Origin of the sequence: Geminocystis herdmanii PCC 6308 (assembly GCF_000332235.1) — a bacterium.
Classification (GTDB): Bacteria; Cyanobacteriota; Cyanobacteriia; order Cyanobacteriales; family Cyanobacteriaceae; genus Geminocystis; species Geminocystis herdmanii.
On the sequence record NZ_CM001775.1, the window covers coordinates 753,571 to 773,086 of the forward strand.

Annotated in this window: 25 protein-coding genes; 18 read left to right on the top strand and 7 right to left on the bottom strand. The window is 32.4% G+C overall.

Annotation, left to right across the window (positions count from 1 at the left end; translation table 11 throughout):
- Positions 1-15: 15 nt before the first annotated feature.
- Entirely contained in the window at positions 16-288 is a 273-nt protein-coding gene (locus SYN6308_RS03730; RefSeq protein ID WP_017293091.1) for a DUF3143 domain-containing protein, read from the bottom strand.
- 55 nt (positions 289-343) lie between these two features.
- A complete protein-coding gene (locus SYN6308_RS03735; RefSeq protein ID WP_017293092.1) occupies positions 344-808 on the bottom strand; it encodes a J domain-containing protein in 465 nt (154 codons plus the stop codon).
- 82 nt (positions 809-890) lie between these two features.
- Between SYN6308_RS03735 and SYN6308_RS03740 the strand changes: the two genes are divergently transcribed.
- The 3 genes from SYN6308_RS03740 to SYN6308_RS03750 all read left to right on the top strand — a co-directional run bounded on the left by SYN6308_RS03740 (position 891) and on the right by SYN6308_RS03750 (position 2,934).
- Complete coding sequence (locus SYN6308_RS03740) at positions 891-1,460, top strand: thylakoid membrane photosystem I accumulation factor (RefSeq protein WP_017293093.1); 570 nt, start codon at positions 891-893, stop codon at positions 1,458-1,460.
- A 172-nt stretch (positions 1,461-1,632) separates the two neighbouring features.
- Positions 1,633-1,824 (top strand): hypothetical protein, encoded by a 192-nt coding sequence (locus SYN6308_RS03745; protein WP_017293094.1) that lies wholly within the window; start codon positions 1,633-1,635, stop codon positions 1,822-1,824.
- Between the two features lie 12 nt (positions 1,825-1,836).
- The gene (locus SYN6308_RS03750) at positions 1,837-2,934 is read left to right on the top strand and encodes an AI-2E family transporter (RefSeq protein WP_017293095.1); all 1,098 of its coding nucleotides are present in this window, start codon (positions 1,837-1,839) and stop codon (positions 2,932-2,934) included.
- A gap of 192 nt (positions 2,935-3,126) precedes the next feature.
- On the opposite strand, the gene lepB is transcribed toward SYN6308_RS03750, so the two are convergent.
- Entirely contained in the window at positions 3,127-3,696 is a 570-nt protein-coding gene (lepB, locus tag SYN6308_RS03755) for a signal peptidase I (protein ID WP_017293096.1), read from the bottom strand.
- A 67-nt stretch (positions 3,697-3,763) separates the two neighbouring features.
- Here lepB and SYN6308_RS03760 point away from each other — a divergent pair, with 67 nt between their 5' ends.
- The 3 genes from SYN6308_RS03760 (at position 3,764) to SYN6308_RS03770 (ending at position 7,982) form a co-directional block, all read left to right on the top strand.
- Positions 3,764-4,834, top strand: a complete 1,071-nt coding sequence (locus SYN6308_RS03760; RefSeq protein ID WP_017293097.1) for a YheT family hydrolase — start codon at positions 3,764-3,766, stop codon at positions 4,832-4,834.
- Between the two features lie 261 nt (positions 4,835-5,095).
- Positions 5,096-5,575 carry a pentapeptide repeat-containing protein gene (locus SYN6308_RS03765; protein ID WP_017293098.1) on the top strand — a complete coding sequence of 160 codons (480 nt, stop codon included), beginning with the start codon at positions 5,096-5,098 and terminating at the stop codon, positions 5,573-5,575.
- A gap of 100 nt (positions 5,576-5,675) precedes the next feature.
- Positions 5,676-7,982 (top strand): ATP-dependent helicase, encoded by a 2,307-nt coding sequence (locus SYN6308_RS03770; RefSeq protein WP_017293099.1) that lies wholly within the window; start codon positions 5,676-5,678, stop codon positions 7,980-7,982.
- A 162-nt stretch (positions 7,983-8,144) separates the two neighbouring features.
- Here SYN6308_RS03770 and SYN6308_RS03775 read toward each other — a convergent pair whose 3' ends face one another.
- Positions 8,145-8,423 carry a hypothetical protein gene (locus SYN6308_RS03775; protein WP_144051390.1) on the bottom strand — a complete coding sequence of 93 codons (279 nt, stop codon included), beginning with the start codon at positions 8,421-8,423 and terminating at the stop codon, positions 8,145-8,147.
- A gap of 247 nt (positions 8,424-8,670) precedes the next feature.
- On the opposite strand from SYN6308_RS03775, the gene SYN6308_RS03780 reads away from it, so the two are divergent.
- From SYN6308_RS03780 to SYN6308_RS03815, 8 genes are all read left to right on the top strand, one after another.
- Entirely contained in the window at positions 8,671-9,399 is a 729-nt protein-coding gene (locus SYN6308_RS03780; protein WP_026101905.1) for a Bax inhibitor-1/YccA family protein, read from the top strand.
- A gap of 208 nt (positions 9,400-9,607) precedes the next feature.
- A complete protein-coding gene (locus tag SYN6308_RS03785) occupies positions 9,608-10,261 on the top strand; it encodes a DUF4033 domain-containing protein (RefSeq protein WP_017293102.1) in 654 nt (217 codons plus the stop codon).
- An 88-nt stretch (positions 10,262-10,349) separates the two neighbouring features.
- Positions 10,350-10,577 (top strand): type II toxin-antitoxin system Phd/YefM family antitoxin, encoded by a 228-nt coding sequence (locus SYN6308_RS03790; protein WP_017293103.1) that lies wholly within the window; start codon positions 10,350-10,352, stop codon positions 10,575-10,577.
- A gap of 13 nt (positions 10,578-10,590) precedes the next feature.
- Positions 10,591-10,977 (top strand): type II toxin-antitoxin system VapC family toxin, encoded by a 387-nt coding sequence (locus tag SYN6308_RS03795; protein ID WP_017293104.1) that lies wholly within the window; start codon positions 10,591-10,593, stop codon positions 10,975-10,977.
- A gap of 176 nt (positions 10,978-11,153) precedes the next feature.
- On the top strand, positions 11,154-12,071 hold the full coding sequence (locus SYN6308_RS03800) for a lysylphosphatidylglycerol synthase domain-containing protein (protein WP_017293105.1): 918 nt from the start codon (positions 11,154-11,156) through the stop codon (positions 12,069-12,071).
- A 35-nt stretch (positions 12,072-12,106) separates the two neighbouring features.
- Complete coding sequence (locus SYN6308_RS03805; protein WP_017293106.1) at positions 12,107-12,652, top strand: hypothetical protein; 546 nt, start codon at positions 12,107-12,109, stop codon at positions 12,650-12,652.
- A gap of 108 nt (positions 12,653-12,760) precedes the next feature.
- Positions 12,761-13,600 (top strand): M90 family metallopeptidase, encoded by an 840-nt coding sequence (locus SYN6308_RS03810; RefSeq protein ID WP_017293107.1) that lies wholly within the window; start codon positions 12,761-12,763, stop codon positions 13,598-13,600.
- A gap of 110 nt (positions 13,601-13,710) precedes the next feature.
- Entirely contained in the window at positions 13,711-14,526 is an 816-nt protein-coding gene (locus SYN6308_RS03815; RefSeq protein ID WP_017293108.1) for an SWIM zinc finger family protein, read from the top strand.
- A gap of 98 nt (positions 14,527-14,624) precedes the next feature.
- On the opposite strand, the gene SYN6308_RS03820 is transcribed toward SYN6308_RS03815, so the two are convergent.
- The 3 genes from SYN6308_RS03820 to queG form a co-directional block, all read right to left on the bottom strand.
- The gene (locus SYN6308_RS03820; protein ID WP_017293109.1) at positions 14,625-14,741 is read right to left on the bottom strand and encodes a photosystem II reaction center protein I; all 117 of its coding nucleotides are present in this window, start codon (positions 14,739-14,741) and stop codon (positions 14,625-14,627) included.
- Between the two features lie 311 nt (positions 14,742-15,052).
- Positions 15,053-15,706 carry an HAD-IA family hydrolase gene (locus tag SYN6308_RS03825; protein ID WP_017293110.1) on the bottom strand — a complete coding sequence of 218 codons (654 nt, stop codon included), beginning with the start codon at positions 15,704-15,706 and terminating at the stop codon, positions 15,053-15,055.
- 31 nt (positions 15,707-15,737) lie between these two features.
- Positions 15,738-16,682: a tRNA epoxyqueuosine(34) reductase QueG gene (queG, locus tag SYN6308_RS03830; RefSeq protein WP_017293111.1), complete on the bottom strand. Its 945-nt coding sequence runs from the start codon at positions 16,680-16,682 to the stop codon at positions 15,738-15,740.
- Between the two features lie 281 nt (positions 16,683-16,963).
- Here queG and SYN6308_RS03835 point away from each other — a divergent pair, with 281 nt between their 5' ends.
- The 4 genes from SYN6308_RS03835 to SYN6308_RS03855 all read left to right on the top strand — a co-directional run bounded on the left by SYN6308_RS03835 (position 16,964) and on the right by SYN6308_RS03855 (position 19,513).
- Positions 16,964-17,884, top strand: coding sequence for an Hpt domain-containing protein (locus SYN6308_RS03835; protein ID WP_017293112.1), 921 nt, complete (start codon positions 16,964-16,966; stop codon positions 17,882-17,884).
- 287 nt (positions 17,885-18,171) lie between these two features.
- Complete coding sequence (locus SYN6308_RS03845; protein WP_017293114.1) at positions 18,172-18,447, top strand: hypothetical protein; 276 nt, start codon at positions 18,172-18,174, stop codon at positions 18,445-18,447.
- 31 nt (positions 18,448-18,478) lie between these two features.
- Positions 18,479-18,844, top strand: coding sequence for a hypothetical protein (locus SYN6308_RS03850; RefSeq protein WP_144051391.1), 366 nt, complete (start codon positions 18,479-18,481; stop codon positions 18,842-18,844).
- 21 nt (positions 18,845-18,865) lie between these two features.
- On the top strand, positions 18,866-19,513 hold the full coding sequence (locus SYN6308_RS03855) for a glycosyltransferase (RefSeq protein WP_017293116.1): 648 nt from the start codon (positions 18,866-18,868) through the stop codon (positions 19,511-19,513).
- The last annotated feature ends 3 nt before the right edge of the window (positions 19,514-19,516 follow it).

A 19,516-nucleotide genomic window follows, 5' to 3' on the forward strand; every position in this document is an offset into this window, starting at 1 on the left:
ACCTAAAACCGATTATTATGGACCTGAGAAAACAGCGTCTTCAATGTCTTGAAGGGAAAGGGAATAACGAAATGCCCTTTTTATGTCGCTACCATCCGCACCAGCATTAAGATAATTGACGATTAAATCTTCTGTCTCTAGGCTTATTTGTGCCTCCCATCCTCTTTTTTTCACATACCAACAATTAAGTGCACGGAGGTTTTGTTCACATCCCATGGTTTTTAACCATTGTTCAATTTCAGGTAAGGGAAAGTTATATAAAGGACTTTGGGCAGTTAATTTTGGCATTAGCTTCGAGAAAATGGAGAAAAAATTTATTTTATTTTAGGGTTAATAAATATAACTATATAGCAGAAGTCCTCAACCACGCAATAGTTATCGCCAACAACATACAGCCCACGATCGTACTTCCCATTAATAATAAGGCAAATAGTTCACCACTGGATAAAGGTCGATCGGTAGCATCTAAGTATCCTGATCTCATGCCGTCTTCTTCTTCTTCTGACAGAGAAAAATCATAGGGGCTTTGAATCACATTCCAACGAGAATAGCCGATTTGTAAATCATAGATCGATCGACGATCGGGATTAGCTAAAATACCGTAAGCCTCATTTAATTTTTGAAACTTTTGTTTTGCCTCCTCCAAAGGTAAATCTGTAGTGTCAGGGTGATAAAGTTTACTTAACTCTCGATAAGTCCTTCTAATATCCATGACTGACGCTGAGGGATGTAAATTAAATAATCCGTAATAGGTATTGGCAAAATATCCTTTAGGGGGAAAAGAAAAATTTTTCTTAGTAGAGTTCACCGTTTTTTTGACATCAATATCTGTTTCAATATTCTAATACAAGGTTTTATTTTTTTGTATCCCATTTATCAAACATCAACTTATGTTAACAACTCTGTCTTATTTTAAACGTATCTTAATTATTGCTTTATGTACCCTAACTTTTTGGTTTAGTTATAGCGGTATCTCTCAAGCCGACATTGACAACGATCGATATGATGGTAATATTTTTGTGGTTTATGCTGGTAATGGTTCATTAGTACCCTCAAAATTAACCTTAAAACAATCTTTAGCTAGGGAATTGCCTGTAGTGTTGGTTTATTACCTAGATGACAACAGCGATTCTAAACAATATGCTTTTATCGTTTCTCGCTATCAAGAATTTTATGGACGGGCGGCTAGTATTATTCCCATTAATATTGATACCATTCCCCAAAAAGAGACTTTTCAACCTGATGAGGTAGGTTACTATTATAAACAAGGTATTCCTCAAACGGTGGTTTTAGATCAACAAGGTAAAGTGGTTTTCGATGAAGTTGGGCAATCTCGGTTTGAAGATGTGGACGATGTGCTACGCAAAATTTTCGATTTAGTACCTCGATCGGAATCTGTGGAATTAAAACGTAAAACCTTTAACCAGTTTAACAGTGAATTAGTTCCCCAAGCCAAGTAATCTTGAATTAGGAATAAGGAATAAGGAATTAGAAATTATTAACACTACCCACATTAATAAAGCAGTCAAAGCCAGAATTTATGGGAAATATCCTTTGAGATGGAATTAACAAATCAAAATACCAGAGGAAAAACCTTTAGTTCATCCTTAATTTTATCTAGCTCTAATAAATATGATTAATCAAGTTATTTTTTTAAGTAAAGTATTGTTATTATCCGCTATGATTTCGGTATTAATTAAACATGGATTAGATAATTTTTTAATTCAATCGGAAACTTATCTTGCACCTATTATTATATTTGCACCTGTGATTATATTATTTTTAATTCTGTTAATTAGACAAACAAAAGCTATTAATTTTTAAGGTAATTTAATCATGGATTTTGGTAAATGGGTTAGTTTCAGTCTCGTAATTATTTTTATTTATATTCTTTGGCAAATAAAACAAATACTTTTGTTAGTTTTTACTGCCGTAGTTGCTGCTTTAATTCTCAATATTATCGTTAAAAAATTAGTAGATTTTGGACTTAAAAGAGGTTATGCTGTCCTCAGTTCGATCCTACTTTTGTTCTGTGTAATTACCTTTTTTATTTTAATCATAATTCCTTCTTTTTTAGAACAGTTTCAAGAATTATATAATCTTGTGCCGTTAGGGATTCAAAAATTAATTTTAGAAGTGGATCAATTTAAGTATAATCTTTCTTCTGAATGGGCTAATTCTTTACCTGATTTAGAACAAATTTTACTGGATTTACAACCATTATTAAATGATTTATTGAAAAGAGGTTTTATCGTTATCACAGGTGTTTTTGGAGCTTTATTAAGTGGCTTATTATTATTGGCTTTAACTTTAATGATTTTAGTTGATCCGATCCCCTATAAAGATGGTTTTATTCGCTTATTTCCCTATTTTTATCGATCGAGAATAAATGATATTTTACTGAGAATTAAAATTGAATTAGAAGAATGGTTAGCGGATACCTTTATTAAAGTCATTTCTGTTTTTATTCTCACTTTTTTAACCTTATTAATTTTCAATGTACCTTTAGTTTCTGCTCAAGCATTTTTAGCCGCTTGTTTAGCCTTTATTCCCTATATTGGCTCTATTACCAGTGTCGTTTCTCCTATGGCAATTTCTTTCCTTTATTCCGATTGGAAATCATGGGCTATCTTAATAGTTTATCTGGGAATTTATCATTCGATCGATAAAATAATTATTCCTAAATTACGCAGAAATCGAGTTATATTAATTCCTGCAAATGTGATTATAGGACAAATTATTTTTGCTAACTTTTTAGGCGTATTAGGTTTATTTTTAGCTTTTCCTTTAATTATTATCACTCAAATTTTAATCAAGGAAATTTTAATTAAAGATATATTTGATTCTTGGAAATTAACTGAAGAAATAAAGACACTAAATAATGAAGAATTAGAAATTATCAATGAAGAATTAAAGGTAATAAATGAGGAATAATCAACTCATCTTCAGAATATACCTATAGTCTGTGCCATTAACTCGTGCAACATCATGATTTAAGGTGTAGAAAAAATCAACTCGGATTTCTCGACTTGCCCTTCTCAGAAGAGGTTGTTAGCGCACAAGTTGTCAAATTTGTCAATTTTTATCTAACAAAATGTTTTGCCAACATACTGATTTATTTCTAGGTTAACTAATTTTACCTAAATGTTGGGGAGGCCAAAATGTAAATATTGCTTTACCAATAATGTTTTCTTGGGGTAAAAATCCCCAAATATGGGAGTCATTACTATTATTGCGATTATCCCCCATAACAAAAACATAGCCTTGGGGTACAACGATCGAATTTAAGTTATAGTTGGGCGGTTCAAGGATATAATTTTCTTGTTGAGGTTGATCATTAACATAAACAATACCTTCTTTTACTGCCACTACTTCCCCTTCATGGGCAATAATTCTTTTAATAAATGCTTGATCTCGATCGTACCCTAAAACTTGCAATTGAGGAGGAGGAGTAAACACCACTATATCATGATCTTGAGGGGGAGTAAAATAATATGATACCTTTTCTACCACCAATCGATCGCCAATGGAGAGGGTAGGAAACATCGATTCCGATGGAATAAAACGAGGTTCAGCGATAAAAATTCGTATCAGAACTGCTAAAATTAAGCCTATAGCTACAATACTGAAATTTTCCTTAAAAGATGCCCAAAAACCAACTTTAACCCCTAATTTATCGCTATTTTCTTTTGTCATGTAATAAGTTTCAGATAAAAGTCAAATACTTTAATTATAATTGTTTATGTCGTAAATATACCATAAAATGTCATCCTATCAACCCCCTTTTTTCTTACGAAATGGTTTAATTCAAACTCTCTATGTTGCTTTTTGGATGAGTCGTCATTGGCAAAAAACTACCAATTTAGTTGAACCGAATTATCAAGAACATATATTTAAAGGTGCAAACGATGTGCCGATTTTTGGCTTAGTAGCGATTCCCGATAATCCTCGTGGTACGATCGTGGGAACTTATGGCATTACAGGAGATTTAGACAATCAATGGTATTTGCGATTATTAGGGCGCAAGGCTTATGCTCAAGGTTACGCTGTAGTTTTATTTGATTGGAGGGCGCATGGTAAAACCGCTTTACTCTCTCCTGCGTTAACTTCCGATGGTTTATTGGAGGGGAAAGATTTTATGTACATTGCTTCTCAAGCTAAAACTATGGGTTGCCCTGCCCAATTTTGGTTTACGGGTTACTCTTTAGGGGGAAAATTGGCATTGTGGGCATTGTATGAGGCATCTCGATCGAACATAGAAGAAATTTATAAGTTGCGAGCTGGAGATATCGGAGGTGGTGCGGTGATATGTCCTAGTTTAGATGCTATGCGCTCTTTAACCTATTTGGAAAATCATCCTTGGGGGCGTTATTTAGAAAAAGCCATCACCCAAAACTTGAAAAAGTTAGTAACAGAAATTGCAAAGGCGCATCCTCAACATATTGACAGAGAAATTTTGACTAAGATTAATAGTATCAAGGAATTTGATCAATATTTGGTCATTCCAGCATTAGGGTTTAACACCGTTGCCGAATATTATCACGCCAGTAGTCCTTTAAACATAATGGGTGATATTAATAAGCCTACTTTAATCTTATATGCCATAGATGATCCCATGTTTGACCCTACTCTTGTGGATGATTTGGTCAAAATTGGCAATAAAAACCCCATGGTAGATTTAATTTTAACAAAAAATGGTGGTCATGTGGGATATATTAGCAATTTATCTTATCAGCAAGAATATCAAGATGTCGATGAAAAAGTGACACAGCTCGATCGATGGTGGGCTTGGAATCTTTGTTTAGACTGGTTTAATTTAAAAGGGGTAAACTAAATCTAGGCAAATCTAGTAAATAATCGTTAAAAGTGTTGATATATAATAGGTTTAGAATTTTAAAAATGCAGATGTTATAAATTTACAGTTTTAATTTAACCTAACACCTACTACCTGATACCTGACACCTTTTTTTAAACATACTTTATCACGACGAGAAGTAGAAGAGCCATTTAAAATTGCTATATAATAAATAAAAACCTTGTATCTTAGTCATTAAATATTATCTTATAAATTAGACTAATTAATTTTTATAAAAATATGAAATTATCAAAAATTTTTACTTTAACTTTGGTGTTAATTGTTAGCTTTATTACTTTAATAAATTCAGCTCAAGCCCTTGATTACACAAAAAGAGACTTATTTGAATCAGATTTTTCAGGACAAAATTTAAGCGGTTCAACCTTTAATAAAACAAACCTACGCAGTAGTAATTTAAGCAATGCAAATCTCCAAAAAGCAAGTTTTTTTGGTGCTAATCTGGATTCAGCAAATCTCGAAGGTGCAGACTTACGCAATGCGGTTTTAGACTCCGCTAGATTAACTAAAGCCAATCTTCATAATGCTATTCTTGAAGGTGCTTTTGCTACTAACACAAAATTTGAAAAAGCCAATATCGATGGCGCTGATTTTACCGATGTGATTTTGCGCCCTGATGTGGAAGCAATTTTGTGCGAAAATGCCACTGGCACAAATCCTGTTACTGGTAGAAATACCCGTGATACTCTTTACTGTGAATAGTTAATAATTAATAATTAATAGTTAATAATTCTCCATTCTCCATTCTCCATTCTCCATTGCCTACCTTCATCAATATTAAATTATTCCTCAACGGGGTATAATGATCGATCGAACCTTAGAAGAAAAAATAGAGTCTTTAGTTGTTAATTTAAGACAAGGACAAAAAGAGTTAGCCCAGTGGAAATCTGGTAAAATGGCTGTTTCAGCCGTGCCGGGGGCAGGAAAATCTCACAGTTTAGCCACTGCCGCCGCTATTACTATCGCCAGAAATAACCTTAATAGTAACCGACAGTTAGTTATTGTAACCTATACTCGATCGGCCGCCGCCAGTATTGAAAAAAAAATTAACGAAATTTTGAGAAACGATTTACAACGAGTAGCTGTTGGTTTTACCGTGCAAACTATCCACAGTTTAGCGGTAAATATTGCTAACCGTTATCCTCAACTGTCGCAACTAGATATGGAAAATCGCACTCTTTCAGAGATAACATCCAGTCATCCCCTCATGTTAGAAACAGTTAATCAGTGGGTGAAACATAATCCCGAATTGTATGAATTGTTATGGCAAGGAAAGACAAAAGAGAAAGAAATAGACGAGGCAGAACTTTTACAACGGGAGTCATTATTATTAAATGATATACTGCCAAAAGTGGCTTATAATGCCGTTTCCTTAATCAAAAGCTCAGATTTAACCTTAAATGATTCTTTTTCATTGCCTGATAATCCTGATAATTCTTATCCCTTGATGAAGATTGCTAAAGGTTTATATGAAGAATATCAAGGGTTAATGAGCAAAACACAACGCATCGATTATGATGATCTTATCTTATCAGCTTTGAGGGTATTAAAGTTCGATCGATCGAGAGAAGTTTTACAAGGAGAAGTATTTGCCGTCTTTGAAGATGAAGCCCAAGATTCTAGCCCATTACAGGAAGAATTACTAGAAATATTAGCAACGGATACCAAGAATAATCAAGTAAATTTTGTCAGGGTAGGAGACTCTAATCAAGCCATAAACTCTACCTTTACATCTGCTGACCCTAAATATTTTCGTGATTTTTGTCATCAATGTCAAGAAGATAAAGGATTTTATACCATGAATCAAGCGGGGAGAAGTTGTCAAATTATTATGGATACGGCAAATCAAACTTTAGCATGGGTAAATCAGAATATTCGAGAAGAATTAAGTAAGAAAAATATTGCAGAGATAGAGTCTTTAATTCCCTTTGAGTTTCAAAATATTCAACCAGTAGAAAACACAGTAAATCAAAGGAATATTAATCCCTTCCAAGAAGGCAAAGGAGTAGAAATTGAAATTCCTGAAGATATTTATCATACTGTAGATTTAATTAGAGAAAAAGTTATCTATTTATGGAGTAAAAAAGATGAAGAAATAACTCCAAATTTTGCTATTTTAGTGAGACAAAATAAACAAGGACAATTTTTGTATGAGCATTTAAAAGATTTAGAAAAAAATTATAACCTGAAGGTAAAATTAATTAATGATGCTGATATTTCTAAGAAGATTTTGCAAGAAATTTTTTCTATTTTACAATTTTTAGATTGCCCTCATTCTTCTCAATATTTAAGAAAAACCTTAGCAATTCTCACGGAAAGATTAAAGATTCCTGTGGAAAATATCAACTCTTTAAGTATTTATCCTGAAAAATTTTTATACCCGACTATTCTTGATGTTAATAAAAAAGAATTTAATCTTATTAAACTAAAAAATGAGTGTATAAGATTATTAAAAAGTCGTTTAGAGTTATCCCCTTATCAATTAATTCCTTTTATTTCTTTATTCTTAAAATATGATCAAGTAGAATTAGCTACAGTACAAAAATTAAGTGAGAGAATTAAACAGGATATTCAGGGCAATATGTCTTTAAAATTGATGTTAAATATTTTACAAGAAATAGTCAATGGAGAAAAGTTTAAAAGGGTAGAAATTGAAGACGAAAAAAGTTATCAAAAAGAAGGGCAACTGACTATTATTACCATGCACAAAGCGAAAGGTTTAGAGTGGGATTATGTGTTTTTACCTTTTTTACATAAAAATATTATCCCCGGCAATGAATCTTATGTTAATGCCAATACTAAATTTATCGGTGATTTTAGTTTACCTGAAGTAACTCGATCGAGCTTAAGATTCATGATTCACTATTATAAAAAAATAAATGATAGACAAATATCTATTCAAGAGGCATCTATAGAAAATAGTTATCAGAAAAAAGGGGAAGAATATCGTTTATTATATGTAGCCATGACAAGGGCAAAAAAATTATTATGGATGTCATCCGCAAAAAAAGCACCAACTAACTGGAATTTCTTTGAAGATAACGGCAATGAAGCTCAATTAAAAGAGCAATTGCCCTGCCCTGCTATTATAGACTTGCCACGGAAATAAGTTGATATTGATGAAAGTTGAATCTTAATCAACAACCGTCAAGGAATAAATGAAGTTATTGGCGAAATATATCTTAACATAAAACTTGATCATAATCGATCATTGAACGAAAACAAAGTTTTAGAGGGTTTCATCATAGAATTTTTCAGCAAACCCTAATGCCTAATCACTAAGATGATTAAGAGGTAGATTCTTTGATTGATGAATTTCCATAAGATTGCTATAGCGCAAACCAAAACCAAAACCTAAGCCACCAAAACTAAAAACCACAGTAGTAATAATTATTAATTGCTTAAAAATAGTGATGGCTTTGCGATGTTGAGTGTTATTAAGCACTTTTTTTTTCTGGGGAATAGTTTTAGTTTCCGCTACGGAAGTTGGTAACTCTAAATTTGGTGACTTAACTGTGGATGTCGATACAACCGTTGATATTTTCCCCATAGCCATTTTTGTACAATGTCAATAACTAGATAACTTGAATAATAATATAGCGCTGATACTTGAATTTTGCACTAATAATAAAATCGTGAAAGCCTATTTTTTATTGTCAACGATAATTAGACTTGACGCTGGAGAATCAGAAATATCTCCTATCTCGTTTCGATCGATCATACAACATCAGCAATTAAAAATTGAAGATTTTTGGTACATTAGAAACAAGAGCAAAATTAAATGTAAAAAAAATCCTATGGCAACAACAAGTAACTTTAGAGATTCCATTAAAAAAGCCAAAAATCAGGCTTTAGTAGGTCCTAACGTCATCAACAAAGCGCTACCCTATTTAGGTGGTGGATTAGTATTAACCGCCGTCGGCACTTATGGCGGTTTGGGGATGATTCAATCTAACCCTACCTTATTTATGCCTACTTTTATCGGTGCGATAATTCTGCAATTAGTCCTCTTTTTTGTAGTTAGAGGTATTGCGGAAAGAGCCGATAACGGTATTGCGTTACCCCTGTTAACAGTTTATAGTCTCCTCACAGGTTATACCCTCAGTGGCATCGTGTATGTCGCTTTAGGCACAAATGGAGTTGGTATTAATGGTGTAGCCATAGCCGCTTTAGGTTGCGGTATCACCTTTGTCTTGGCTAGAAATGTCGGCTCAAATCTTGGAGAAGAAGATGGACTTGCCTTAGCAAAAACAGTACAATTGGGGATTATAGGTCTTTTTATCGTTATTCTCTTACAATTAGTATTGAGCTTTTTCGGTGTTTTTACCCCCAGTTGGTTAGAAATTGGTATTTCTGGTTTAGGGGTATTTCTCTTTGTTGGTGCATCGGTAGTGGATTTTTATATCTTACCCCGCGCTTACCGTGATGAGCAATATTTATCGGCTGCCCTTTCCATGTATCTTACTTATATCAATCTTTTTGTCTTTATTCTTCGACTCTTAATTGCTATCAATAGTCGTGACTAAAAGAATTAAGAATTAGGAATTAAGAATTAAGAATTAGGAATTAAGAATTAAGAATTAAGAATTAAGAATTAAGAATTAAGAATTAAGAATTAAGAATTAAGAATTAAGAATTAAGAATTAAGAATTAAGAATTAAGAATTAAGAATTAAGAATTAAGAATTAAGAATTAAGAATTAGGAATTAGGGTGTTAATTCTCCATTTAATTTTATGAAAACCATAGAAAAAACTGTATATAAAGATAACTTATTCGATCGAGTTTTTATCGCTATATTCTCTCAGAAAATGGCGCAAGCCGTAGGCAAAAAAATCACCTCTAAAGGTTATCAAGGTTTTGTCGATTTGTCTCAAGAAATCATGAAGGGGCGCAATGCCCAACAACAACAAGAATTAGTCTCGATCGTGCTAAAATCTTTGATACCTTCTCCAGTTTTATACTTAGTTCGTACTTTTGTACCTCCCAATAAATGGGTGTGTGAATCTAATGCTTGGTTTGCCACAGTTTTGTTTGAATGGTTAGTGGGAAAATCCATAATCAAAGAAGTAGAAATAGTCACAGAAAATAACGAAATTCGTAAACAAAAAAGCGGAGTAACTATTGAAAAATGTCGCTATTTAGAAGATAGTGGTTGCGTGGGAATGTGTATCAATATGTGTAAATTACCTACCCAGAAATTTTTTACCGAATCCTTTGGTATCCCTCTCACTATGACTCCTAATTTTGAAGATTTTAGTTGTGAAATGGTATTTGGGCAATATCCCCCTCCTCTGGAAACCGAAGAAGCTAGTACTCAACCTTGTTTACAAAGTCACTGCCCTACTGCTAGTAATTTTCCGAAACCTTGCCCTAAAATTTATGACTAGCATAAATATTTAATTTATTTTAATATATTTTACTTGCAATTATAGACAATTTAAAGACTTATACACAGTTGTTAAATATAAGAAAAAAATGACTAATTTAGAATTAAAACAAGCAAAAAATCAGCTTAATGAGTTATTAGAAATAGTTATGAAAGGAGAAGAAATTATTATCACAGAAAATAATGAGCCAGTGATTAAATTAAGTCCTTTAAAAATTGAAAAAAAACCTCCTCGTCAACCCGGTAGTGCAGAGGGAAAAATATGGATAGCTGATGATTTTGATGCACCCTTAACGGATTTTAAAGAATATATATAAAACAGTTAAACTGATGAAAATATTAATTGATACTCATATTTTTCTTTGGTATGTTACTAATAATCAAAAGCTAAATGAAAGCACAAAACTGATTATTAATGATAGGGGAAATATTATTTATATCAGTCAAGCTAGTATTTGGGAGATAGCCATTAAAAATAGTGTAGGAAAATTAACTTTTAATTCTTCATTTCGAGAATTTATTGAAGAACAAATTAGAGTTAATGATTTTAATATTTTAACATTTAATTTATCCAATTTTGAGCAAATAACAAAATTACCTTTTCATCATCGTAATCCTTTTGATAGGATAATTATTGCTCAATCAATTATTGAAAAAATACCAATTATTAGTTATGATGAAATGTTTAAATTTTATGATATTCAACTATTAGATTGAAAAAAAGAAGTTTAATTTATGAAGAAAATCTATCACGCTCACTTATACGGTTTAAGAAAAAATAAATATAAAATTAGTAAATCATTGTTAAAAATATATTGGAATAATGTTTAAATCAATTATTAATATCATCTCCTGTCTTCTATCTCCTATCTCCTACCTTCATCAACAATTTTATGGCTGACTCAGGTAAGTTTACTAAAAAATTTTTGCGGTATTTAATCTTAGGATTAACTTTCTTTTTTATTATCACTACATTTAAACAAAATTGGCAAGAAATAAAAGGTATTAAATTTACTTTTTTTACCTTGTTAATGTTTACTATTAGTCTAGTTTTAAACATTATCGCTCATACTTTTTCTGCTTGGGTATGGACTTGGATTTTAAAGATTTTTCAAACAAAATTACAAGGTTTGAAAGCGATAAATATTTATTTAATTACTAATATTAGTAAATATTTACCCGGTAATGTTTGGCATTTTTTCGGCAGAGTCAAAGCAATTCAAGCAGAAGGTGATAGTTTGTCGATCGCAACAGTAAGTGTTATTATTGAACCATTATTAATGGCAGTGTCAGCATTATTAATCACTCTTATTAGTGCTAGTTTTGGGATAATAACTTTAAGTTTTAGTCCGTTATTTTTACTAACTTATATCTTAATTATCGTTATTTTAATCGGTATTCATCCCAAAATTCTTAATCCTTTATTGTGTAAATTAGCAAAAAGTAAAGGCAGTAATGAAACAGCAACGTTAACCAAATATCCTCTATTACCCTTATTAGGAGAAATAATTTTTTTACTGATAAGAGGCTTCGCTTTTTTATCTCTTTTAATCGCTTTTATGCCAGTAAAATTAACCTTAATTCCTCAAATATTAAGTAGCTTTAGTTTTGCTTGGTTATTAGGTTTAATTGTACCCGGTGCGCCCGGAGGTATTGGCATTTTTGAAGCGACAATTATTGCTAGTTTTGATTCTGCTATTTTTCCCTCTCAAATTGTCTTAATCGTGATAGCATTATTTAGAATTAGTAGCATTTTAGCAGAGTTAATTACTGCTGGATTTGCTAGTTTTTCTTATAAATATGAAAATTAAATTATTATAATAATAACCCATTTAATGCTGATGTTATGAATAATTCTCCCTTGATTTTTCCTATTTCACCTCTAATTAAAATAACTCTACTTAACCTTTATTTTGCCCTAACAATTCCTCTCCCTTTTTTAGCAAAATTAAAATCGATTGATTTTCCTCTAGGGCTTCTAATTTTTCTCTTGATCTTAGGCTCGATCGTGCTTATGATGGTATTGAGTGAAAGAGTCACCGTCAGCGATGAAGGCATTAAAGTCGGTTATCCTCAATGGGTAAGTTGGTTATGGCGTAAGGGATGGAGTTTGTCGTGGCAGGAAATTGATACTCTCAAAATGCGTACTACGGGGCAGGGTGGCATGGTATATTATTTTGTTACCAAGAGTCGAGATAAAGCCTATTTATTACCTATGAGAGTAGCTGGTTTTAATCGTATGGTACAGGAAGTACAGCTAAAAACAAATATTGATACAACAGATATTCGCCCTTTAGCACAACCTTGGATGTATATTTTTTTGTTGGTATTTACCTTTTTTCTTTGGTTAGTGGATATTTGGACAATTTCTGCAATTTTTACCAATATTTAGTTTAGCTAATTAATTATAAAATAGCTGTTTTAATGATGGGTTTAGCCATTTAATACCTAACACCTTGACAGAATATTTTTTCTCACAATCCAAATATAATTGCTATATATGCTTGATATTTTATTATTTTTATTGATTATTATTTTTATTTTTACTTATTATTTAATCATTCCTTATCAAGTAAAAACAAGAAGAAAATCTCTAAAAAAAGCTATTTTTCCTATTGATTGGGCTAATTTTTTAGAACATAATATTTATTTATATCGCATTTTACCTTCTGATTTAAAGTTAGAATTACAGGATTATATTAAGGTTTTTTTGGAGGAAAAACAATTTGTAGGTAAAAATGGTTTTATTATCACTGAGGAAGTAAAATTGTCGATCGCATCTCAAGCCTGTATATTATTGTTAGGAGATAAAGAGAATAAACGTAACTATTTTCCTTATTTAAAATATATTTATGTTTATCCCGACATAATTTTAGAAAACCAAAAATCTCCCGAAAATCCGATTATTTTACTAGGGTTATCTTCCGTGGGAAATAAAAGTGGTCATGATGGGGTAATCTATTTATCATGGACAGAAGTAGCGAAACAATCTCAATTTCCTTCTAAGGGTGAAAATGTCATTTTACATGAGTTTGCTCATCAATTAGATCAAGCATTTGGTAACGCTACGGGAATGCCTCGTTTAAGAAATTTACAGGAAAGTTTGGCATGGAGGGAAATTTTTACACAGGAATATTATAACCATTGTCAAGGGGTAAAAAACCAGCAACCAACGGTAATTGATGCCTATGGGGCGCTTAATCCTGCGGAATTTTTTGCGGTGGTAACGGAGGGTTTTTTCCTTAAACCTCGACTTTTACAAACTTATCATCCTTTACTTTATGAGCAACTTAGTCGATACTATAATGTAAGCTCGATCGAATGGAGAAGAAAGGAATAGGTATCGGAAAGGGTGTTAGGGAAAATTATTTAATTGTTAATTATTAATTATTAATTATTAATTGTTAATTATTAATTGTTTTATGTTGTTCTTTTAAAGAAAAAATAGTTATGATTAATAGACAATGGTGGGTGGAAAAATGGTTGGAATTATTAGATTCTTATCGTTATAAAAAAAGACTGGAAAGAGGACGTAATTATGCCAGAGAAGGTAATATTTTAAATATAGAATTTAAACAATCTCAGTTAATCGCAGATGTACAAGGCACAGAAGAAAAGCCTTATCGAGTTACCTTATCTTTAGATGCTTTTTCCGATGAAGATTGGGGATATGTTATTAGCACTATGTCAGAAAAGGCGATTTTGGCGGCACAATTATTAGTGGGGGAAATGCCCTCAGAAATTGAACAAGTTTTTATTAAAAATGGTTTAAGTTTATTTCCTTTTAATTTAACGGATGTGAAATCTCGTTGTACTTGTCCAGACAAAGCGAATCCTTGTAAACATATTGCTGCAATTTACTATCAATTGGGCGATCGATTTAGCGAAGACCCGTTTATAATATTTCAATTAAGGGGTAGAAATAAAGAGCAAATTTTAGAGGCTTTGAGAGTTTCTCGTAGTCATCAATTATCAGGTAAACCTTTACAACCTGAAATATTAGGTAAAATTAAATCTCCCCCTAAGCGTAAAGCTAATATTAACAAAACTTCTGCACCTTTGTCGATCGATAATTTTTGGCAATATGAAGAAGCCTTAGATTCCTCTTTAGTGGTTATTGTACCATCAACGGAAAATAAAACCATCCTCGAAGTGTTAGGAGATATTCCGTTACCCTACAATGATTCTCAAGCAGTGATGCAGTATCTAACTCAAGTATATCAAAATATACCCAAAGAACTTAGTACTGTCACGACGGCTACTTAGGGTTTTTAAAATAAATTATGTTGAAATGGTGGGCGGTACATCGCCCTACCTTCAGATCAAATTGTATAATTTATTTTATGATCAAAATTGATGTAATATTATTCTAAGTCTTTACTACCGGGGTTACGAGCTGGATCTCCAGAAAGGAAACCAAAGATAAATAATAACAAGAAAAAGGCTACAACAACATTTACAACAATTTTAAGAGTTAACATTTTTTTATATACTCCGAATGATTTAATACTTGCTATATTCTACCTCAAAGAGGATGATAAATTAGGAATTATACAGGAATAATTTATGGAGCTTTTAACTGTTAACTAATAGTTTATTATAGTTGTTTATACCTACTCACGGGATAAAGGTTGACATTTTTTTTAAAATATGTTAGCTTTTTCCGATACCTGACACCTGACACCTTTACAGCACCAAAAATTTTATGGTTCACTCAGATTCATTCCAAGCCATAGATTCTAGTCATTTAATAATAGGTTAAGTAATATTTTATCTCCAAACTTGCTTTCTTTCAAAATTTATTATTATGTTGAAATAAAGTAATAAATTCTGTTAATTGTTCTGGTAGATGAATGATAAAATCTGGTTCATATTTAGCTAAAACTGAAGCGGAATTAAAGCCCCAAGTAACCGCAATAACCTTTATTTGACTTTTTTTTGCTGCTTCAATATCTCTAGTTTCATCTCCGACATAAATTACTTTCTCTCTACATAAATTATGTTTTTTGATAATTTTTTTCAGAATTTTATGTTTACCAAATAAGGTGGAAGCTGAATAAACAAAATCAAAATATTCATCTAAATTATTATTATTTAAAAAATCAACCACATTTTCTTTTAAATTCGATGTCAAAATACCTAATCTATATCCTTGTTTTTTAAGACTACTTAAAGCCTCTTGAATGCCATCAAAAGGTTCAAGACTAGCAATTTTTTGATTTAATTCTTTTTTAACTCTCCTCAATAAAAATGGTATTTTATAAGGGGGAATAGGGGATTCATAAAAAATATCTCTCGAACTTAAATGACTTAATCGAAGCATCTCATCTTCTGTAACTCGATCGAACCCAAATTCTAAGGCTAAATTATTGGCAATTTCTACCAACGTTTTGCGACTATCGGCTAAAGTACCATCAAAATCAAATATCAATACTGTTTCTGTCATGCAATCTCTTATAAGGATAAAACCTTATACTTTACTTATCCATTAGGGTTTGTGCATTGCGTCGCCACATTTCAGGTTTAATACGGCGTAAAGCAGAACCTTGAAAACGCTTATTCCATTCTACTTCATCTATCTGCGCTAAATCCATTAATTTAGGATTAAGATTATCAGGATAGGGAAAAAAATCTGTAATATCTGTTACTTTTGCAAATCTTTGATTCCAAGGGCAAACATCCTGACAAATATCACACCCTGCCACCCAACCATTTAAGTTTGAGGCGATTTCTGGGGGTAACTCTGGTTGACGATTTTCGATCGTATGATAGGCGATACAAAGATTAGCATTCACCACAAAAGGCTCAGTAATCGCCTGAGTAGGACAAGCATCTAAACACCTTGTACAAGTACCACAATGATTAGTATGAGTTCGATCGGGCTTAAGTTCAAGGTTAGTGAGGATTTCTCCTAAAAAAACCCAACTACCATAATCTGTAGTAATCACATTACCATTTTTAGCCACCCAGCCAACTCCCGCCTGTTGCGCCCAAAATTTATCTTGAATGGGAGCCGTATCAACACAATATTTGACTTGTATATCATCCTGTTGAGTGGTTAACCAAGAAGCAAGAATTTTGAGTTTTTTTGTTATCACTTTATGATAATCTCTTCCCCAACCATAACGAGAAATTTTGCCAACATCTGGAGAATCGCTGTGCTGATGAGGAGTGTAATAATTTAACCCGACAGAGACGATCGATTTTACTTCGGGAAAATATTGCAGAATATCCTGTCGTTTTGAGTTACTCATCCAAGCCATATCAGCTTGATAACCTTTATCTAACCATCTTTGAAGCCTTTGTTTATTTTCCGCTTGTTTGTCGCTATCAAGATTAACATTAGCAATTCCCACTTTATGAAAACCAATATCTAAGGCTTTTTGTTTAATATCTTTACTGATCATAGTAATATTATTCATTGGTAAAAATTAGGAATGAAGAATGAACCGATCAACCAGACTTGAGGTGGAGACGTAAAATTCTACGTCTCTATAATAGTTTTGGCTATTAAAAATTTAATTTCTGGAGAAGTTTAGAGATTTTTGACACTATATAAAAAACCGTCAAAAAAATTATTGCAAAGCGGTTAATAATATAATACTAAAAAGCTCATAAATCTTATTCCGAACTGAGGTAGTATCAGTTATTATTATAATCAAAGATTCAAGCATTTAGTTTTTAGTTTGTGGGAGTAAAGGCTATGGATAACGGAAATAACGAGAGAATTGTCGGCTATTTTATCGAAGAAGCAAAAGAACATTTAGAAACCATCGAAAAAGGGATTTTAGATTTATCTTCTGCGGTGAACGATGAAGAAAGTATAAATGAACTATTTAGGGCGGCTCATTCCATTAAAGGGGGAGCTGCAATGTTGAATTTTAATAGTATTTCCAAAACGGCTCACCGTCTGGAAGATGCTTTTAAAATCCTTAGAGATGATCCCATTCAGACAGATCAAACCCTAGAAAGCCTTTTTCTCAAAGCCTACGATATTCTACAGGATTTATTAGAACGTTTACAAGGACCTTTAGGGTTATCTGATGACGAAGGTGAGCAAATTATGGAAACCGCCGAGCCTCATTTTGTGGAATTATTAAATTATATTCAACAATTAGCAGATGGAGAAATACCAGTACCTTCCGTTACTTCTGCTTCTGTTCGTGCTTCTAGTCCTTCCCTGACAGCGATTCCTAGTGATGAAGTTGTCTCCCAAGTCAGGCAGGTATTGCAACAAATGCTAGTTATTTTTAAACAAGATGCAACCCCTAGTAATCGACAACAATTACAAACTATTTGCGATAAACTAGGTCAAATTGCACCCACAGAAAATGGTTGGCAAAACTTGATCAAATGTGCAAAACAGGCGATCGCTAATCCGAAACATTCCTATCGTTTATTAGCTCCTGTCGTCATTAAAGAAGTGAAATTAGCAGGGGATTGTTTAGAAGTGGGTAAAGGCTCAGAAATTGCTCCTTCTCAGGGATTAGAACAATTAGCTTACTCTAAATTACCACAAGTTTTAATCAGTGTTGATCCTAGTATTGCGGCTGAAACCATTTCTAAAATTTTCAATCGAGAACAAATTTCTAAGTTGGTGAATTTACTCCAAGCTACTCATTAAACAAGGAGACAGGTGGACGGGTGGATAGGGTGAACGAAATTTTGGTTGGGAATGCCTAAATTTTCGCTGGTTGGGGTATTGGGGATTGGAGGATTGGGGTATTGGGGATTGGAGGATTGGAGGATTGGGGGATTGGGGGATTGAGGATATTTTCCCCTAACACCCTAACACCCTAACATTCGAGACATTATCTGACTTGCCAACTATTTTTTCGCTCACTCAGGTGGATAGGTGGACAGGAAGTTGGGGATAATTTGTTTATTGTTAATTGTTCATTATTAATTCTTATGTTGCCTTTTTTAACTAATTTGCTCGATCGAGCTAGTCCTTATTTACAACCTATCTATTTTGTCATAGCATGGGTTTTTTTTGGTATTTTAATCTCCACCTTAATTGTTAGTTTAAGAGATATTAAAAAACGAGGGGAAATTATGCACCAAATTCCTTGTAGTCGATGTCAATATTTTACTAATAATTATCGTCTTAAATGTACCTTACAACCTTTGATTGCTAATACTGAATTAGCCATCGATTGTGCAGATTTTACCCTCAAAAAAAGTTAAAATAAATATTATCATCACCATAAATTTTATTATGAATAAATATCTGCTTTTAACTACTCTTTCGATCGTGCCGATCGTAACATTTATTGAGCGTTCTCATAGTTCTTCTCCTTGTTATTTAATTGACGCTAACGGAAATCAAGTTAATCTTGGTTTTGTCTGCGATGTCATTAAGCCCACAACTCCCAATACGGTTACAACTCCTCCACCTCCTACCGCAACCAATAATCCTCCCGTGTCACCCACTGGCGAAAATACGGCTTCTCCCACAAATCCAGTAACAAATGTCGGTAATGTCATCACAACCCCCCAAGAAGAAACATCTCCATCACGTTCTACACGGCGTATTCTTCGGATACTTGATAATCGGAGTAATTCAAGTCCTACTAACCCATAGTCATTAAAATAGTTATTAATTTTGCTGAATAAATCTTATTTTACTTCGATCGTAATTGTGCTTAATAATGTACCTAAATATCTTGATAACTTGTTGAAAAATGTAGTAAATCAAGGAGAACAATTAGGAGAATATGAGGTTATTATTATTAATAATATTCCTCTCAAAAAACAATCTCAAGATTTTACTGAAATTATCAAAAAATATCAAGTTATTAATAGAAAAAACTTAGAGTTTAGGGAGATTTATACAACTATATTAGATATTTGTCAAGGGGAAATTCTTATTTTTTTTGATGGAAATTATTGTCCAGATGAAGACTGGCTAGAACAGATAATTAATCCTTTTCAAGACTCTAAAATTAACGTTGTTGCTGGAGAAATTTGTACAGTTAAAAACGATCATATGTTCAAAAAATTAAGTAATTTATATCATAAATTTATCTCTAAAAATAAGTTTCCAAGGAACAATTTTTATGACCATCAAATAGCTAATATTGCCCTAAGAAAAGACTTTATTAAACAACAAAAATATCTTAATTTAACTACAATTAACCCTAAAGAAATAAGTTTTTATTATCGTATTTTAAGAGAAATTGAATCGGAAATAATTTATAATACTTCTGCTATAGTTTATGATTATAAGCTCGATATTGTCGATCGAACTTAATGT